Source organism: Helicobacter sp. CaF467b (assembly GCF_022664765.1).
Taxonomy (GTDB): Bacteria; Campylobacterota; Campylobacteria; order Campylobacterales; family Helicobacteraceae; genus Helicobacter_D; species Helicobacter_D colisuis.
This window is the reverse complement of the sequence record NZ_JALAIY010000001.1, coordinates 1021489-1037148: the sequence shown is the minus strand read 5'-3', so window position 1 is coordinate 1037148 and position 15660 is coordinate 1021489. Positions and strand designations below refer to the sequence as shown.

The following is a 15660-nucleotide window of genomic DNA, read 5'->3' as shown; positions in this document are numbered from 1 at the left end:
AAGTTTTTGCCATATTGGTTTGTTATCTTGGGAAAATAAGATTTGGTAAAATATTTTTATTAAATTTTTATAAAAGTTTTTTTAAAAATAGCTAAATATTATGTTATAATTTTGGCAAATTTTAAAAATCTATTGAGAGATAAGGATATTAAATGCGAATCTTGATTATTGAGGATGAAATCAGTCTTAATAAAACGATGACAGAGGGATTAAATGAGTTTAATTACCAAACAGATGTGGCAGAGAATCTAAAGGATGGAGAATACTTCATTAGCATTAGAAATTATGATTTGGTTTTGGCAGATTGGATGCTACCTGATGGTAGTGGTTTAGAAATTATCAATCAAGTCAAAAGTAAGTCTCCACGCACTGCTGTTGTGATTATTTCTGCTAGAGATGATGCTGAAAGTGAAGTTGAAGCGTTAAGAGCAGGTGCTGATGACTTTTTGGCAAAACCTTTTGATTTTAATGTTTTAGTAGCTAGAATTGAAGCTAGATTGAGATTTGGTGGCACAAACTTAATTGAAATTGAAGATTTGATTATCAATCCTGATGAAGAAAAAATTACTTACAAAGGGCAAGAAATTGAACTAAAAGGGAAGCCATTTGAAGTTTTAACGCACCTTGCAAGGCATAGAGATCAAATTGTCTCTAAAGAGCAGTTGTTAGATGCAATTTGGGAAGAGCCAGAATTAGTTACGCCAAATGTCATTGAAGTAGCAATTAATCAGATTCGACAAAAAATGGATAAGCCTCTAGATATTGCTACAATTGAAACGGTTAGACGAAGAGGTTATAGATTTTGCTATCCCAAAGGAGCGTAAGAGGTGATTATACGCGACAAATTACTATTTCCTTTGTCGTACTTTTAATTGCCTTTTCATCTGCGCTTTATAATTATCTCTACTTTAAGGTTTATGATAACATTAAAAATGAATTACAAGCTAAAGTGCAACATATTTTAGCAAATAATATTAATTATTCAACAAAACAAACTTTTTACATTCAAAGCACAAATATTTTAGAATCTTCTACGCTACAATTATCAATTATTCCACAGAAAATCACTAATATGCAGTATATAGAAGAAGAAGAATCAAAGCAAGTCTATTATTCTATTTTAAGTCCTTACAAAAATAATAAAGCCATTAAAATCACAAAAAATATCACTAAAGAAAAGAATTTCCTAGATTATTTATTTAATGCGATAGTTCTTTTGAGTTTTTTTGCTTTAATCTTGATTTTGCTTTTTGCTTTAGCGTTTTCTAGTATCCTTTATAAGCCTATTCAAAAGCTTTCATTTACCTTGCAAAGAATTAAAGAAAATGACCTTGAATTGCTTGATAGCAAAGAGCTTCCTTTAGAATTTCATCCTTTAGTTCTCTCTGTGAATAATCTTTTGGAGCGAATCAAAAATTACCTCGGCAGCCAAAAACAGCTTTTTATCGGTATTGCTCATGAGTTAAAAACTCCATTAGCGGTTATGAAAACTAAATGCGAAGTTACTTTGATTAAAGAAAGAGAAAAAAGCGCCTATATTGAAGCTTTAAAAGAGAATATTCATAGTATTAATGAAGCCAATGCAATTATTAAAACGCTTTTGGATTTAGGAAGACAAGAGAGTGCCCAGTTTGAAAAATCAAGCCTAGTAGATGTCAATAAAATACTAAAAAATATTGCCAATAATTTTCAAATTTTAAGCAAAAAAGAGGGTAAAAAATTTTTGGTGGAGATTCCACAAGAAGAAATAATGATTACTTTAAAACCAACGCTTTTAACACAAATTGTGCAGAATTTTTTGCAAAATGCTTTTAAATTCACGCCCCAAGGCAAAAGTGTGTTGTTAAAAAGTAGTTTTGATAATGAAGTTTTAAAAATTATTGTGATTGATGAGGGTTGTGGGATTGATTCAGAATTAGATGATATTTATGCACCATTTAGGAGAGCGGGTAATAAAAGTGGTGCTGGACTTGGATTGTTTTTGGCTAAAAATGCAGCCAATACGCTAGGTGGAAGTATTTCGTTACAGAATCGTTTAGATAGACAGGGTAGTATTGCCACTTTTGAATTAAGAATAAGTAAATCTTGGAACAGAAATTGCTAAATATCTTGTGAAAACAAGGAGTGTTTATGCGATGGATTATTTTATGTTTTTTTATTACCTTAGCTTTTGGGGCACCAAAGGTTGAATTTAAAAATTCTTGTGTCCCTCTCTCTCAATTTTCCAATGCTCAAAAAGAAATATTATTCCGCGCTTATTTGGCGGGTAAAAATGATGGGTTTGGCTATACGCTTGCAGCAATTGCGTGGCAAGAATCTTGTGCTGGAGAATATAAAATGAATTTTCAAGATCCAAGCGCAGGGATATTTCATGCCTATATTCCTGGTGTTATTAATCGCTATCCTAAATTAAAACAAAATGGTTTCACGCAAAATATGGTTGGTGCAATGTTGGTTGAAGATGATGAATTTGCCACGCAAATTGCCATTTCAGAATTAAAATTCTGGGAGAAACAACACAAAGGAAATTGGCGTAACATTATTAAATCTTATAATAAAGGCTATAGCTGGCAAAAAAATCAACACGCTAATTTCCAAGCAGAAAAATATTATCAAAATATTACAGCTAAAGTAAAACAACTCCAAAAATATTTTCATTTTGATTTTGTCTATGAGGCTGTCACTACTCAAAAAAGTAATTTAGAACGCCCTAGTAAAAGTGAAAAAATAGGTGAATATTATGCCAATGCCTCAAAAGAAAGTGATTTTATGCTTTTACCCATTTATCAAAGAGACAATGAATTTGCAAGTCCTCTAAAGCAGAAAAAAACTATTATTCAAGATTTTGAGTTAATGGAGAGCTATTAAGAATATGTCGGTTATATTTATTTGATTGTCTGAAGCCATAAGTCTGCTGTTTTCTTGAGCTTTTCTAAATTATCGCTCGCATAAAATGTAACTTTTGAATGGGTTTTAGAAGTTTGTAGCGTGTATTTTGTTTTAAGATATTCCATAATCGCAATCCCTGAATGAATTAAAATTGATTTTTCAAGCTTGGGGAATTGATTTTGAAAATAATTGGCAATTGCTTTAGAAATTAATGGAAAATGTGTGCAACCAAGAATGATTGCATCGGGCTTTTCTATGTAGTCTTTAAAATAATACTCCATAACTGATTCTAAAATTTTCCCATCAAAAATCCCTTCTTCTACAAGTGGAACAAAAAGACTTGTTGCAAGTTCATTTATACAAGAATAACCTTGATCTTTGAGTAGTGTTTGATAAAGTTGGCTTTGAATTGTGGCTTTTGTGCCAAGCACAAGAATCTTGGCATTTTTATTTTGTAGATTATTAGTTAATGCTAAAACTCCCGGTTCAATAACACCAATAATTGGATAATCTGTGGCTTTTTGCATCGCCCCTAAACCATGAGCGCTAATGGTATTACAAGCTACAACAAGCAAATCCAATTTAAATTGTTTGAAAAAATCTAGAGCTTCTAGGGAGTATTGTATGATAGTTTCTTTACTTCTTGTCCCATAAGGCACTCTAGCAGTGTCGCCATAGTAGATAATTTCATCAAAAGCTTTGGAATCAATGAGATTTCCAAGAACGCTAATGCCACCCACTCCGCTATCAAAAACTCCAATTCTCTTTGGAATCATTTTTAATCCTTAGCGCTATCATTCATCATATTTAAAAATTCTTCATTATCTTTGGACTTTTGCATTTGTGAGTAAAGGAAAGTTAAGGCATCAATTTCATTATTCATTTGATGAATGGCATTGCGCAAAACCCATACTTTTTGAAGTTTGTCGTGTCCTAATAACAATTCCTCTTTTCTTGTTCCGCTTTTTAAAATATCCATAGCTGGATAGATTCTGCGCTCTGCAATATGTCTAGCAAGAACAATCTCACTATTGCCTGTTCCCTTAAATTCCTCAAAAATTACTTCATCCATTCTTGAACCTGTCTCAATCAATGCAGTTGCAATAATAGTAAGAGATCCACCTTGTTCGATATTTCTTGCAGCACCAAAGAAGCGCTTTGGTTTGTGTAATGCGTTGGCATCTACTCCACCACTTAGCACCTTTCCGCTACTTGGAGTTGCAGTATTATAAGCTCTTGCAAGGCGCGTAATTGAATCAAGTAAAATCACGACATCTTTGCCCATTTCTACCATTCTCTTGGCTTTTTCGACGACTAGTTCAGCCACGCGAGTGTGATTGTTAGCAGGCATATCAAAAGTAGAGCTATACACTTCACCCTTTACACTTCTTTCCATATCAGTAACCTCTTCAGGTCTTTCATCAACAAGCAAGACAATGAGTTCTATTTCGGGATGATTTTTTGTAATTCCATAAGCGAGTTCTTTCATTAGCTCTGTTTTACCAGTTCTTGGAGGTGCAACAATCAAAGCGCGTTGCCCTTTTCCAATAGGTGCAAAGAGATCCAGCATTCTTCCTGTGATTTTAAAGCTATTGTATTCAAGTCTGATTTGTTCTGTAGGGAAAAGTGGGGTGAGATTGTCGAACAAAGGACGATTCTTCATCTCTTCAGGAGATTGATAATTAATGGCTTCTACTTTTAAAAGCGCATAATACCTTTCTTGATCTTTTGGGGAGCGCACTTGCCCTGTTACAATATCTCCATTTCTTAGTGCAAAGCGCCGAATCTGCGTGCTACTCACATAAGCATCATTTTGAGATCCTGAGAAGTTTTCATCAATGGCGCGTAAAAATCCATAACCTTCGCCTGTGATCTCTAAAATCCCAGTAAAGAGAATAAAACCACCTTGACTAACTTGGGTTTTTAGAATCTCAAAAATTAAGTCCTGTCGCAAAAATTCTTGGGGATTTTCAATTCCAAGTGATTTTGCAATTTCTGCGAGTTTATTGATAGGCTTAGCCCTTAAATCTTCAATGGTATAGCCTTCAACGGGAGTGTGAGTTCTCATTTTTTGATCTTTTTTGTTTTGAGACATTTAAAACCTTTATTAAACGCAAAAACTTTGCAAATTTCAGCAATTTTAAAGATAAAGTGGGGATTAAAGTAATTCTTGGGTTTCCCTTAAAATGTAGTTTTCAAAGTTTTGCAGAAATGAAATTTAGATAGGGAATTTTATTCTAAAAGCTAAGAGTTGTCAAGATAGAATCTTATCTTTTAATGCTAGATTTGATTTATAAAAGTGGCAATATGGTTTGAAAGCTAGAATAAAGCAACCAAATTCCAAAGCATAGAAAAATAATACTACAAATTTTATCAATTTTATCAAAAAGGGTATTGGTAATAAAGCGCCTAAAAAATGTCCCCACAAGAATCACGCTAAAAAAAGTCAAGGAAAGTGCAGATAAAAGAACAATAAAGCTAACCTCTAAATTATTTTGAATAAAGGGTGAGATGATAGTGGCAAAAAATAAAATGGCTTTAGGGTTAGAAAGATTAATCAATAAGCCCTTTAAATAAAGTGAAAAACTTTTTTGTTGGCTTTGGGAAAAATTAATGTGATTTTTGCCCTTTTTAAATAAAAGATAAGCAAGATAGATGAGATAGATTCCGCCAATACTGCTGAGTGTAACTTGAATAAATGGGCTATTAAAATAGCTTGTAAATCCCAAATAAATTAAACCTAAAAAAATCAACCAACCGCTAAAGATTCCTAATAAACTAATCACTCCTTGCTTAAAACCCAAGGCAAGGGTGTTTCGTAAAACATATAAAATGTCGGGTCCTGGGATTAATGCAGCTGTAAAACCAAGGACAAAAAGCAGAGCTAATTCCATAAAATCTTCAAATATTTTAAAAATAGGGAAAATTTTGGACTTTTGGTGTGTTGCTTTGAGTGATAAGTGTTTCTAAGACAGCCATTCTTATTGCCACTCCATGAGTAACTTGTTCTAAGACTTTGCAACGCGGATCTTTTAGCATTTCATCACTAATATCAATATTACGATGAACTGGTCCTGGATGAAGCAAAATAATATCTCGCTCACCTAACATTTCTCTGGTGATACAATAATCATTAGCGTAGTCTTTTAAACTAGAATAAACGGGCAGATTGTGTCGTTCTGTTTGTGTCCTTAGGCTCATAACCGCATCAACCTCATCAATAACCTCTTTTAAATAAAGATGGTGCCTTAACTGATTTTTAGGGATAAAATGGGGTGGTCCTATTAGAATTACTTCCATGCCAAAACGACTTAAAAGCTCGATGTTGCTATTAGCAACGCGCGAACTTTTAATGTCTCCTACAATCGCGATTTTTTTTCCCTCTAAATTGCCCAAATGTTTTTTGAGTGTTAATAGATCCAAAAGAGCTTGAGTGGGATGAGCGTGTGCGCCATCACCTCCATTAACAATACTGCAAGAAACATAGCGTGAAAGAATATTTGGAACTCCTGAGCTTTTATGTCGCACAACAATAGCACTAGGACTCATTGCATTAAGATTGGCAGCGGTATCAAAAAGTGTCTCGCCCTTTGAAGTGGAGCTTCTTGAGACATCAAGTCTAACAACGCTACCACCAAGTCTTTTGGTAGCAACTTCAAAGCTAGAAAGTGTGCGGGTGGAGTTTTCAAAAAAAATTGTGATAATAATATGATCTTTTAGAGTATTTCTTATTTTACCATCTAAAAATTGTTCGGCTAAATCCAAAATTTTTTGTATTTCTTGTTTGCTAAAATCAGTAGTTTCAATCAAATGTCGTGGCATTCTTACATCCTTGAAAAAAGAATTGGATTGTAGCTTTTAAACTTAAAAATATAGGCTAGATTTTAACTTTAATTTCCTTTAAACTTCCTTTGTTTTGTGGGCTGTTTTATGATAGAATCCGCTCAAAATATTTGACTTTAGGGTTTATTTGTATGAATATTGCAGTAATTGGGACAGGTTATGTTGGGCTTGTAAGTGGGACTTGTTTTGCTGAAATGGGAAATAAAGTGTATTGTGTTGATGCTATAGAATCAAAAATTAAAGGCTTGAAACAAGGCAAGATTCCCATTTATGAACCTGGATTAGAAGAACTTGTGATAAAAAATTATCAAAGTGAAAATTTGCATTTTACCACTTCTGTGTGTGAAGCTCTAAAAAGTGCTGAAATTGTCTTTATTGCTGTTGGGACACCTATGGGTGAAGATGGTAGCGCGGATTTACACTTTGTAATGGAAGTGGCAAAACAAATTGGGCAAACTATGCAAAAGCCATTGATTGTGGTTAATAAATCAACTGCACCTGTAGGAACGGCACAAAAAATTAAAAGTATTATTACAGAAGCACTCCAAGAGCGAAATTTGGAAATAAACTTCAGCGTGGCAAGCAATCCTGAATTTCTTAAAGAAGGTGATGCTATTAATGATTTTTTAAAGCCTGATAGAGTGATTATTGGAGTAGAAGATTCTTGGAGTAAAGAGATATTAAAAGAGCTTTATGCACCTTTTAGTAGAAATCATGATCGATTGATTATTATGGATATTAGGAGTGCTGAAATGACAAAATACGCTGCTAATGCAATGTTAGCTACTAAAATTAGCTTTATGAATGAAATTGCTAATATTTGCGAAGCAGTGGGTGCTAATGTCAATGAAGTGCGAGTGGGGATTGGCAGTGACAAGCGCATTGGATATAGCTTTATTTACCCTGGTTGTGGTTATGGCGGAAGTTGTTTTCCTAAAGATGTAAAAGCTTTAAGCAAGATTGCTTATGATGCAGGAATAAATCCTAGAATTATCAATGCAGTAGAGCAGGTTAATTTAAAGCAAAAAAAGATATTGGGTGATAAAATTATTAAGCATTTTGGCGAGGATTTAAGTGATAAAAGTTTTGGAATCTGGGGGCTTAGCTTTAAGCCTGAAACTGACGATATGAGAGAAGCTACTTCGCTTGTATTGATTAATGAGTTAATTGCGCGTGGAGCGATTGTTAAAGTATATGATCCAAAAGCAATGGAAGAAGCAAAGAATTTTTATTTCAAAGATACACCTAATCTTTTATATGCTAAAAACAAATACGATGCTTTAGACTCTTGTGATGCTTTGGTGTTAGTTACAGAGTGGAAAGAATTTAGAAGTCCTGATTTTCTGGAAATTAAGCAGCGATTAAAAGAAGCAATTATCTTTGATGGCAGAAATCAATATAATGCTAAAAGGCTTAAAGAGTTGGGATTTATTTATTATGAGATTGGAGTGAAACAATGTTAAAGGGAATGCTGTTTTTTGTGGTTTTGTTATTTTTTGGGTGTGAAGCCAAAAAGAGCGGTTTGATACCCGAAAAATTAGAAGAATCTTATATACAAGCCACAAGAAAAACAGAGTTAATCGCCAAGGGAAACACTCAAGTGGTGGTTATCGCAACACATTTAAATGAATATGATTCTCAAAAATATTCAAGAGATGAGGGAGAAGTTTTCTTTTTGGATATTTATGAAGCCAATGGTAAAAGAAATATTTTAAAAAATGGTTATGAATTAACATTAAATAATGGCGTGAAACCTACAAAAATTATTCAATTAAAAAAAAAGGACTTAGAGGGATTAATATTGCAAAATGCAACGCAATGGGGGGAATATTATCGTATAGAGTTTCCAAAGCAAGATAAACGCACACAAGATAGATTAATGCTTATCTTATCTCACAAAGATTTTGGAGAAAATACATTAAGATTTGGTTTTAAAAAAATCACAAGACCTTAAACATGCGTTTAGACTTATTTTGTGTTCAACAGGGTTGGTTTTACTCTAGAAATAAAGCGCAAGAAGCGATTCAAAAAGGTGCTATTTGGGTTGATAATCGTGCAGTTCTAAAAAGTTCTTTTGAAGTTTTGGAAAATACCAAAGTTGAGTTGAAACAAGAAAAATACTTTGTTAGCAGGGCAGGTGAAAAGCTTTGGAATTTTTTAGAAAATAATCCCATAGAAATTGCAAATAGTATTGTGCTAGATATTGGTTCTAGCACGGGTGGATTTACGCAAGTAATGTTGCAAAAAGGTGCAAAGGAAGTTTATTGTGTTGATGTTGGCAAGAATCAACTTCATAAAGACTTAAGAGGGGATTCTAGGATTTATCTTTTTGAAGAAACGGATATTAGAAAATTCACCCCTAAAGAAAAGAACAAGATTTTTGATATTATTGTGTGCGATGTCTCTTTTATTCCCATTCAAAAAATCTTTCACTCTCTTAAAGATTTGATTGGAAATTGGCTAATTTTGCTTTTTAAGCCACAATTTGAAGTGGGAAAAGAAGCTAGGCGCAACAAAAAAGGAGTGGTGCTTGATGAAAAAAAGATACAAGAAGCCCTTTGGCAAACTATTATTTTTTTGGAAAAACAGGAATTAAAGGTTATTAAATATGAAGAATCTTCAGTTAGGGGAAAAGAAGGAAATATTGAATTTTTTATCACTTGTCAAAGAAAAAGAAAAAGCTAAGCATTTCACAAGCGTTGCTTTAGGGAAGTTTGATGGTATGCACATCGCTCATCAAGTAATCTTTAAGGCTTTAGATTATCAAGGAATGATTTTGTGTATTGAATCAAATAGGGGTGAATTGCTTCCTAAGCCTTATAGGGATTTTTATACACATTTTCCTATTTACCACCTTGCTTTGGATATTGTCAAAGAAAAAAATGATGTTGAGTTTGTGGAGTTTCTTATGGAGATTCTGCCTAATCTCAAACAAATAGTGGTGGGATATGATTTTCGTTTTGGGAAAAATAGAAATTATTATACTTTTGATTTAAAAAAACATTTTAAAGGTGAAGTGATTGTAATTGGTGAAGTGTTTTATAAAAAACTCTCTGTGCATAGTGGATTAATTAAAGAATTATTGATTAATGGTAATTTAAAATTAGCCAATAAGCTTTTGGGGCGTGAATTTGAAATAAGAGGAAAGATTATCAGCGGACAGGGCATAGGAAAAAAGCAGCTTTATGCCACGATTAATTTAGAAAATGATAGTTTTTTGCTTCCTCAAGAAGGTGTATATGCAGGGTTTATTCAGCTAGGCAAACAAAGTCATATAGCTCCTAAGTATCCTGCAGTTATTTTTGTTGGAAATCGTATTAGCACTGATAAGAGCTTTGCAATTGAAGGGCATTTGCTAGGCATTGAATTAGAAGTCCAAGAAGCAGAAGCCGGTTTTTATTTTTATAGAAAGATTCGAGAAAATGAATATTTTGATACTTTGGAAGCATTAAAAGAACAAATCAAACAGGACATTAGCCAAGCCTATAAGCTCTTAAAAATCAAGCCAAAGGAAATTTAAATGGATAAGATTTTTACAGAATCACCACAAAAACAATTTGAATTTGATGAGAAAGTTGCAGGAGTTTTTGATGATATGCTAAGTCGCTCTATCCCGCATTATAAGGAAGTTTTATCTCTAAGTGCGGATTTTGCTTTAAAGTTTGTTAAAGAAGATTCAAACCTTTTAGACTTAGGGACTTCCACAGGTGCGATGCTAATAGAAATTGCCTCCAAGGCGGATTTTAAAGTCAATCTTTTTGGGATTGATAATTCTAGCTTTATGTTAAAACACGCTAGAAATAAATTAGAAGCTTATGGAATGCAAGCAGAGCTTATTTGTGGTGATATTTTAGAGGAAACTTTTCCTAAATGCGATTGTATTATTGCTAATTACACTTTGCAATTTATTCGTCCATTGCAACGAGAAAAATTAGTCCAAAAAATCTTTGATTCGCTTAATGATGAGGGTGTTTTTATTTTGTCTGAAAAAGTGATTTGTGAGAATAAGCGGCTTGATTATGAGATGATTGATTATTATCTTAAGGCTAAAAAAAAGCAAGGTTATAGTGAGTTTGAAATCGCAAAAAAGCGAGAGGCTTTGGAGAATGTATTGATTCCTTATAGTGAAAATGAAAATAAAAAAATGTTGCAAAATTGTGGTTTTAAATATGTTGAAACCTTTTTTAAATGGGTGAATTTTGCAAGTTTAATTGCAATGAAATAAAAATTAAATAAGCTATAATCTAAATTTTAAAGGATTTTAAATGCAGAGTATTGAAATGTTAAAAAAGCTTGTGAGTTATCCTACTATTACTCCAAAGGAATGTGGAATTTATAAATACATTAAAGATTTTCTCTCTGATTTTAAGGTTTTGGAATTTGAAAAGGAGGGGGTAAAAAGTTTATTTTTATACAAGGAATTTGGAGAATGCAAAACACATTTGTGTTTTGGGGGGCATATTGATGTGGTCCCAGCAGGAGAGGGTTGGGAGAGTGATCCATTTATTCCTATGCAAAAGGGTGAGTATCTTTTTGGTCGTGGAGTGCAAGATATGAAAGGTGGGGTGGCTGCTTTTTTGTGTGCAATAAGGGAATTTGTAGATAAAAAAGGCTACTTTAATGGAATTTTATCTGTCTTGCTAACAAGCGATGAAGAGGGGGATGCGATTTTTGGAACAAAATATGTTTTAGAAGAATTACAAAAACTTGATTTACTTCCTAAATATGCAGTTGTTGCAGAACCAACTAGTGTTAATAGATTTGGGGATATGATTAAAATTGGTCGGCGTGGATCCATTAATGGAAAACTCACGATTTATGGAAAACAAGGTCATGTAGCTTATCCTAGCAAATGCATTAATCCAGTGGAGCTTATTGCGCCTATCTTATCTAAAATAGCAGGTTTTAATATGGATAGTGGGAGTGAGGAATTTGAGCCAAGTAAAATAGTTATTACTGATATACGAGGGGGAATGGAAGTGGTTAATGTAACTCCCAATGATTTAAAAATAATGTTTAATATTAGAAATTCTCCCCAAACAAACTTACAAGATGTAGAAACTTATCTAAAGAATATTTTAGGAGACATACCGCATCATTTAGAATTAAAACAAAGTTCAAAGCCTTTTTTAACAAATTCAAGTAACTTTATTGTAAAAAAACTTTTAGAATCGCTGCAAAATACATTAAAAATAACACCCACTCTAAGCACAAGTGGGGGAACAAGTGATGCAAGATATTTTGCAGAATATGGTGTAAAAGTCGTGGAATGTGGAGTTTGTAATGATACGATTCATTCGGTTAATGAAAGAGTTAAAATAAGCGAAGTAGAGGAGCTAAAATCGGTTTTTGTTGAATTGCTACAAAGGTTTAATGGGGAATAAAATGAACAATTTTAAAGTATCTTTAGAAGTTGCAAAGGGAAATAAAATATTTTATTTCGCTATTGGTTTAATTGTTGATGCAAAAAGGATTTAACAACACATTATTTACTTACTTGATTCTTGTGTTAAGGAAGTAAAAAACTAAAAAATTAAAGAAAGATTTTAATACAAAAAAAGTAGAATTGTGAAAATATTTCTTTATATATTTGTTAAAGGTTTCTTATGAAAAAAGATGTTCGTGCTTTATTCTTGGAGTTCTTTCAAAGCAAAGGGCATAAGGTTTATGAATCAATGCCTTTGGTGCCTGATGATCCCACTTTGCTTTTTACCAATGCAGGAATGGTGCAATTTAAAGATGTTTTTACCGGAAAAGTGCCTACTCCAATCCCAAATATTGCTACAAGTGCTCAGCTTTGTATTCGTGCGGGTGGAAAACATAATGATTTAGAAAATGTCGGCTACACTTCAAGGCATCACACGCTCTTTGAAATGCTAGGAAATTTTAGTTTTGGTGCTTATTTTAAAAAAGAAGCTATTGCGTATGCGTGGGAATTTGTAACGGAAGTTTTAGGTTTTAGCAAAGAAGTGCTTTATGTTACGATTCATGAAAGCGATGATGAAGCGTTTGAATTATGGAAAGAACATATTGATTCTAGTCGCATTAAAAGAATGGGCGATAAAGATAATTTTTGGCAAATGGGTGATACAGGACCTTGTGGTCCTTGTAGTGAAATTTTTGTAGATCAAGGTGCAGAAAAATTCAATGGTCCAGAAGATTATTTTGGGGGTGATGGTGATCGATTTTTGGAGATTTGGAATCTTGTTTTTATGCAATATGAAAGAGATGTTGAAGGGAATTTAAAGCCTCTTCCAAAGCCAAGTATTGACACAGGAATGGGATTAGAGCGCGTTATGGCATTATTAGAGGGCAAGAGTAGCAATTTTGATTCTTCTATTTTTATGCCTTTGATTGCGAGAGTTGAAGAAATTGTTGGACAAAAGTATTTTTATGAAAGTGGCGCGAGTTTTCGCGTTATAGCCGATCACGCTAGAGCGGTTGCATTTTTACTTGCACAAGGTGTAAATTTTGATAAAGAGGGCAGGGGCTATGTGCTAAGAAGAATCTTGCGTCGTGCTGTTAGACATGGGTATTTATTGGGAATGAGAAAACCATTTGTCTATGAAGTTTTAGAAAGCGTGTGCGAGAATATGGGTAGTCACTATCACTATTTAAAAGAAAAAAAAGAAATCATAAAAACACAATGTAAAGCTGAAGAAGAGCGGTTCTTTGAGACTTTGGAAAATGGTATGAATCTTTTTGGCAAAGAGCTTGAAGCGCTCAAAAAAGAAAAATCAAAGGCTCTCTTTAGTGGAGAAATTGCCTTTAAACTCTATGATACTTATGGTTTTCCGCTTGACTTAACACAAGATATGCTAAGAGAAAATGGCTTTGGTGTGGATATTGATAGCTTTGAAGTGTGTATGCAAAAGCAAAAAGAACAAGCCAAAGCAAATTGGAAAGGAAGTGGAGATAGTATTCAAGAGGGTGATTTTAAAGCATTGCTTTCAAAACTTGGAGAAAATGTTTTTATTGGTTATGAATGTGCAGAATCTAAATCCAAAATTTTAGCTTTGCTTGATGAGAGTTTTAAGGAAGTTAGAACCTTGCAAGGTAAGGGCTATGTGATGTTTGATAAAACACCGCTATATCCGCAATCTGGAGGTCCTATTGGTGATAAAGGAAGAATCTTACAGCAAAATGAAATTGTAGCAACCATTACAGATACCAAAAAATACTTTGGATTAAATATTTCTATGCTAGAAACTCTAAAGCCTCTAGAAGTAGGGCAAGAAGTTTGGATAGAAGTAAGCAAAGACAGATTAGAGATTGCCAAACACCATAGTGCAACTCATTTATTACACAAAGCCTTAAGGGAAGTCTTGGGAGAACATATCACACAAGCAGGAAGTTTGGTTGAATCTAATCGTTTGCGCTTTGATTTTTCTCACCCCAAAGCACTAAGTTTTGAAGAGTTAAATAAAATTGAATCATTAGTAAATGAAAAAATCCTTGAAGCTAATCCACAAATTTGCGAAGTTATGGGTATTGAAGCTGCCAAATCCAAGGGGGCTATGGCACTTTTTGGAGAAAAATATGGAGAAAATGTAAGGGTTATTAGTTTTGGTGATTCAATTGAGTTATGCGGCGGTATCCATGTGGAAAATACGGCTAATATTGGAAGTTTTTATATTATCAAAGAAAGTGGTGTAAGTAGTGGAGTTAGAAGAATCGAAGCGGTGTGTGGTAAAGCAGCATACTACTATGGAAAAGAAGCTTTGAGTGAAATAGCCGCCGCAAAAGAGGCACTAAAGACGCAAAATTTGTTAGAGGGTATCAAAAAGCAAAAAGAACAAATTAAACACTTAAAATCTCAAGGCAGTAATGCCAAAAGTGAAATTAATAATCTAAAAATCCAAGAGATTAATGGAATTTCTATGGTGATTCAAAGCTTTAGTGGTGGTAATATTAAGGAAATCATTGATGAAATTAAAAATAAATATGAAAAAGTGATTATTTTGCTTATTGATGATGCTGGTAAAATCGCTGCTGGGGTTAAAAATGCTCCTATTAAAGCAGGAAATTGGGTTAAAGAAGTCGCTAAGGTAATGGATGGTAATGGTGGCGGTAGAGATGATTTTGCCACAGCCGGTGGTAAGGCGCTAGATAAGATAGAAGAAGCACTAAAAAAAGCAAAAGAATTTGTGCTACAATACCTATCATAAAGTTTTCTAAGGAAAAAAATGCAAATAGGGAATTTTGGATTTTATTCACAAAACAATCTTGATGTTTGGAAAGAAAAAACAAATATTTCTCAAAATTTAGAAACTAGTTCAAAATTTAATAAAGATTCTAGTATTCAAAATACAAATGAAGACAAAGAAAAAAATAAAAATAAAAATACGCAAAATATCAATGGCAAAGAGCTTGAAGCTGATGAAGTGCAGTATGTGCGCGAACTAGAAAGTATTGATAGAAATGTTAAAGCCCATGAAGCAGCGCATATTGCAGCAGGAGCAGGTGTAGTTAGTGGTGGAGCAAGCTATGGATACACAAGAGGACCTGATGGCAAAATGTATGCTACTTCTGGAGAGGTGCCTATCTCAATAAAAAAGGGTAGCACTCCTGAGGAAACTATTCAAAATGCAAGACAGATTGTAGCAGCCGCTATGGCACCTGCCGATCCAAGTCCGCAAGACTATAAAGTCGCAGCTAGTGCTATGCAGATGGAAAGCCAAGCTCGAACAGAACAAGCTCAAGAACGAGCAAAAGAAAATGAGGAGCTTCTTAAAAAACAAGAAGAACAAAAACAGCAAGAGGATAAAAAAACATTTTTTAATGATAAAAAAAGAGAATACGCTCTGCAGATTTACACACAAAACCAAAGCGCCTATCAACCTAGAGTTGAAATTGCAGGATAAATATAATATACTTTTTAGCTTTTAATCCATTGTTTTAATAAAAGTTACATTTTAGCCTTTTTTT

At 33.5% G+C, this 15660-nt stretch carries 15 protein-coding genes; 11 read left to right on the top strand and 4 right to left on the bottom strand.

Annotated features, from left to right (window positions below):
• Positions 1 to 152: 152 nt before the first annotated feature.
• Genes hsrA through MKD52_RS05285 form a run of 3 tightly spaced genes read left to right on the top strand, consistent with a single transcriptional unit; the run spans position 153 to position 2868 of the window.
• Entirely contained in the window at positions 153 to 824 is a 672-nt protein-coding gene (gene hsrA / locus MKD52_RS05295; RefSeq protein WP_112056662.1) for a homeostatic response regulator transcription factor HsrA, read from the top strand.
• Positions 803 to 2104 carry a HAMP domain-containing sensor histidine kinase gene (locus tag MKD52_RS05290; protein WP_112056663.1) on the top strand — a complete coding sequence of 434 codons (1302 nt, stop codon included), beginning with the start codon at positions 803 to 805 and terminating at the stop codon, positions 2102 to 2104. The genes hsrA and MKD52_RS05290 overlap by 22 nt, the downstream gene beginning before the upstream one ends.
• 26 nt (positions 2105 to 2130) lie before the next feature.
• A complete protein-coding gene (locus tag MKD52_RS05285; RefSeq protein WP_242099519.1) occupies positions 2131 to 2868 on the top strand; it encodes a hypothetical protein in 738 nt (245 codons plus the stop codon).
• Positions 2869 to 2885: 17 nt separating this feature from the next.
• On the opposite strand, the gene murI is transcribed toward MKD52_RS05285, so the two are convergent.
• The 4 genes from murI to MKD52_RS05265 form a co-directional block, all read right to left on the bottom strand.
• Positions 2886 to 3665 (bottom strand): glutamate racemase, encoded by a 780-nt coding sequence (murI, locus tag MKD52_RS05280; protein WP_242099518.1) that lies wholly within the window; start codon positions 3663 to 3665, stop codon positions 2886 to 2888.
• A gap of 2 nt (positions 3666 to 3667) precedes the next feature.
• Positions 3668 to 4984 carry a transcription termination factor Rho gene (gene rho, locus MKD52_RS05275; protein WP_112056666.1) on the bottom strand — a complete coding sequence of 439 codons (1317 nt, stop codon included), beginning with the start codon at positions 4982 to 4984 and terminating at the stop codon, positions 3668 to 3670.
• A gap of 196 nt (positions 4985 to 5180) precedes the next feature.
• Positions 5181 to 5783: a LysE family translocator gene (locus MKD52_RS05270; protein WP_242099517.1), complete on the bottom strand. Its 603-nt coding sequence runs from the start codon at positions 5781 to 5783 to the stop codon at positions 5181 to 5183.
• Between the two features lie 16 nt (positions 5784 to 5799).
• The gene (locus MKD52_RS05265) at positions 5800 to 6711 is read right to left on the bottom strand and encodes an aspartate carbamoyltransferase catalytic subunit (protein ID WP_242099516.1); all 912 of its coding nucleotides are present in this window, start codon (positions 6709 to 6711) and stop codon (positions 5800 to 5802) included.
• A 152-nt stretch (positions 6712 to 6863) separates the two neighbouring features.
• Here MKD52_RS05265 and MKD52_RS05260 point away from each other — a divergent pair, with 152 nt between their 5' ends.
• From MKD52_RS05260 to MKD52_RS05225, 8 genes are all read left to right on the top strand, one after another.
• Positions 6864 to 8195 carry a UDP-glucose/GDP-mannose dehydrogenase family protein gene (locus MKD52_RS05260; RefSeq protein WP_242099515.1) on the top strand — a complete coding sequence of 444 codons (1332 nt, stop codon included), beginning with the start codon at positions 6864 to 6866 and terminating at the stop codon, positions 8193 to 8195.
• Positions 8189 to 8686 carry a hypothetical protein gene (locus MKD52_RS05255; RefSeq protein ID WP_112056670.1) on the top strand — a complete coding sequence of 166 codons (498 nt, stop codon included), beginning with the start codon at positions 8189 to 8191 and terminating at the stop codon, positions 8684 to 8686. The genes MKD52_RS05260 and MKD52_RS05255 overlap by 7 nt, the downstream gene beginning before the upstream one ends.
• A 2-nt stretch (positions 8687 to 8688) precedes the next feature.
• Positions 8689 to 9417, top strand: a complete 729-nt coding sequence (locus MKD52_RS05250; protein WP_242099514.1) for a TlyA family RNA methyltransferase — start codon at positions 8689 to 8691, stop codon at positions 9415 to 9417.
• The gene (locus MKD52_RS05245; protein ID WP_242099513.1) at positions 9377 to 10252 is read left to right on the top strand and encodes a bifunctional riboflavin kinase/FAD synthetase; all 876 of its coding nucleotides are present in this window, start codon (positions 9377 to 9379) and stop codon (positions 10250 to 10252) included. The genes MKD52_RS05250 and MKD52_RS05245 overlap by 41 nt, the downstream gene beginning before the upstream one ends.
• Positions 10253 to 10957 (top strand): carboxy-S-adenosyl-L-methionine synthase CmoA, encoded by a 705-nt coding sequence (gene cmoA, locus MKD52_RS05240; protein ID WP_242099512.1) that lies wholly within the window; start codon positions 10253 to 10255, stop codon positions 10955 to 10957.
• A gap of 40 nt (positions 10958 to 10997) precedes the next feature.
• Positions 10998 to 12116, top strand: coding sequence for a succinyl-diaminopimelate desuccinylase (gene dapE / locus MKD52_RS05235; protein WP_242099511.1), 1119 nt, complete (start codon positions 10998 to 11000; stop codon positions 12114 to 12116).
• Positions 12117 to 12338: 222 nt separating this feature from the next.
• Entirely contained in the window at positions 12339 to 14900 is a 2562-nt protein-coding gene (gene alaS / locus MKD52_RS05230) for an alanine--tRNA ligase (protein WP_242099510.1), read from the top strand.
• 18 nt (positions 14901 to 14918) lie between these two features.
• The gene (locus MKD52_RS05225; RefSeq protein WP_242099509.1) at positions 14919 to 15596 is read left to right on the top strand and encodes a putative metalloprotease CJM1_0395 family protein; all 678 of its coding nucleotides are present in this window, start codon (positions 14919 to 14921) and stop codon (positions 15594 to 15596) included.
• The last annotated feature ends 64 nt before the right edge of the window (positions 15597 to 15660 follow it).

What these genes read in the sequence shown, in the direction of transcription:
- MKD52_RS05285 (WP_242099519.1), top strand. Translation starts at nt 2,131, where the DNA reads ATGCGATGGATTATTTTATGTTTTTTTATTACCTTAGCTTTTGGGGCA.
- cmoA (WP_242099512.1), top strand. Translation starts at nt 10,253, where the DNA reads ATGGATAAGATTTTTACAGAATCACCACAAAAACAATTTGAATTTGAT.
- dapE (WP_242099511.1), top strand. Translation starts at nt 10,998, where the DNA reads ATGCAGAGTATTGAAATGTTAAAAAAGCTTGTGAGTTATCCTACTATT.
- MKD52_RS05225 (WP_242099509.1), top strand. Translation starts at nt 14,919, where the DNA reads ATGCAAATAGGGAATTTTGGATTTTATTCACAAAACAATCTTGATGTT.
- murI (WP_242099518.1), bottom strand. Translation starts at nt 3,665, where the DNA reads ATGATTCCAAAGAGAATTGGAGTTTTTGATAGCGGAGTGGGTGGCATT.
- rho (WP_112056666.1), bottom strand. Translation starts at nt 4,984, where the DNA reads ATGTCTCAAAACAAAAAAGATCAAAAAATGAGAACTCACACTCCCGTT.
- hsrA (WP_112056662.1), top strand. Translation starts at nt 153, where the DNA reads ATGCGAATCTTGATTATTGAGGATGAAATCAGTCTTAATAAAACGATG.
- MKD52_RS05250 (WP_242099514.1), top strand. Translation starts at nt 8,689, where the DNA reads ATGCGTTTAGACTTATTTTGTGTTCAACAGGGTTGGTTTTACTCTAGA.
- alaS (WP_242099510.1), top strand. Translation starts at nt 12,339, where the DNA reads ATGAAAAAAGATGTTCGTGCTTTATTCTTGGAGTTCTTTCAAAGCAAA.
- MKD52_RS05260 (WP_242099515.1), top strand. Translation starts at nt 6,864, where the DNA reads ATGAATATTGCAGTAATTGGGACAGGTTATGTTGGGCTTGTAAGTGGG.
- MKD52_RS05270 (WP_242099517.1), bottom strand. Translation starts at nt 5,783, where the DNA reads ATGGAATTAGCTCTGCTTTTTGTCCTTGGTTTTACAGCTGCATTAATC.
- MKD52_RS05265 (WP_242099516.1), bottom strand. Translation starts at nt 6,711, where the DNA reads ATGCCACGACATTTGATTGAAACTACTGATTTTAGCAAACAAGAAATA.
- MKD52_RS05255 (WP_112056670.1), top strand. Translation starts at nt 8,189, where the DNA reads ATGTTAAAGGGAATGCTGTTTTTTGTGGTTTTGTTATTTTTTGGGTGT.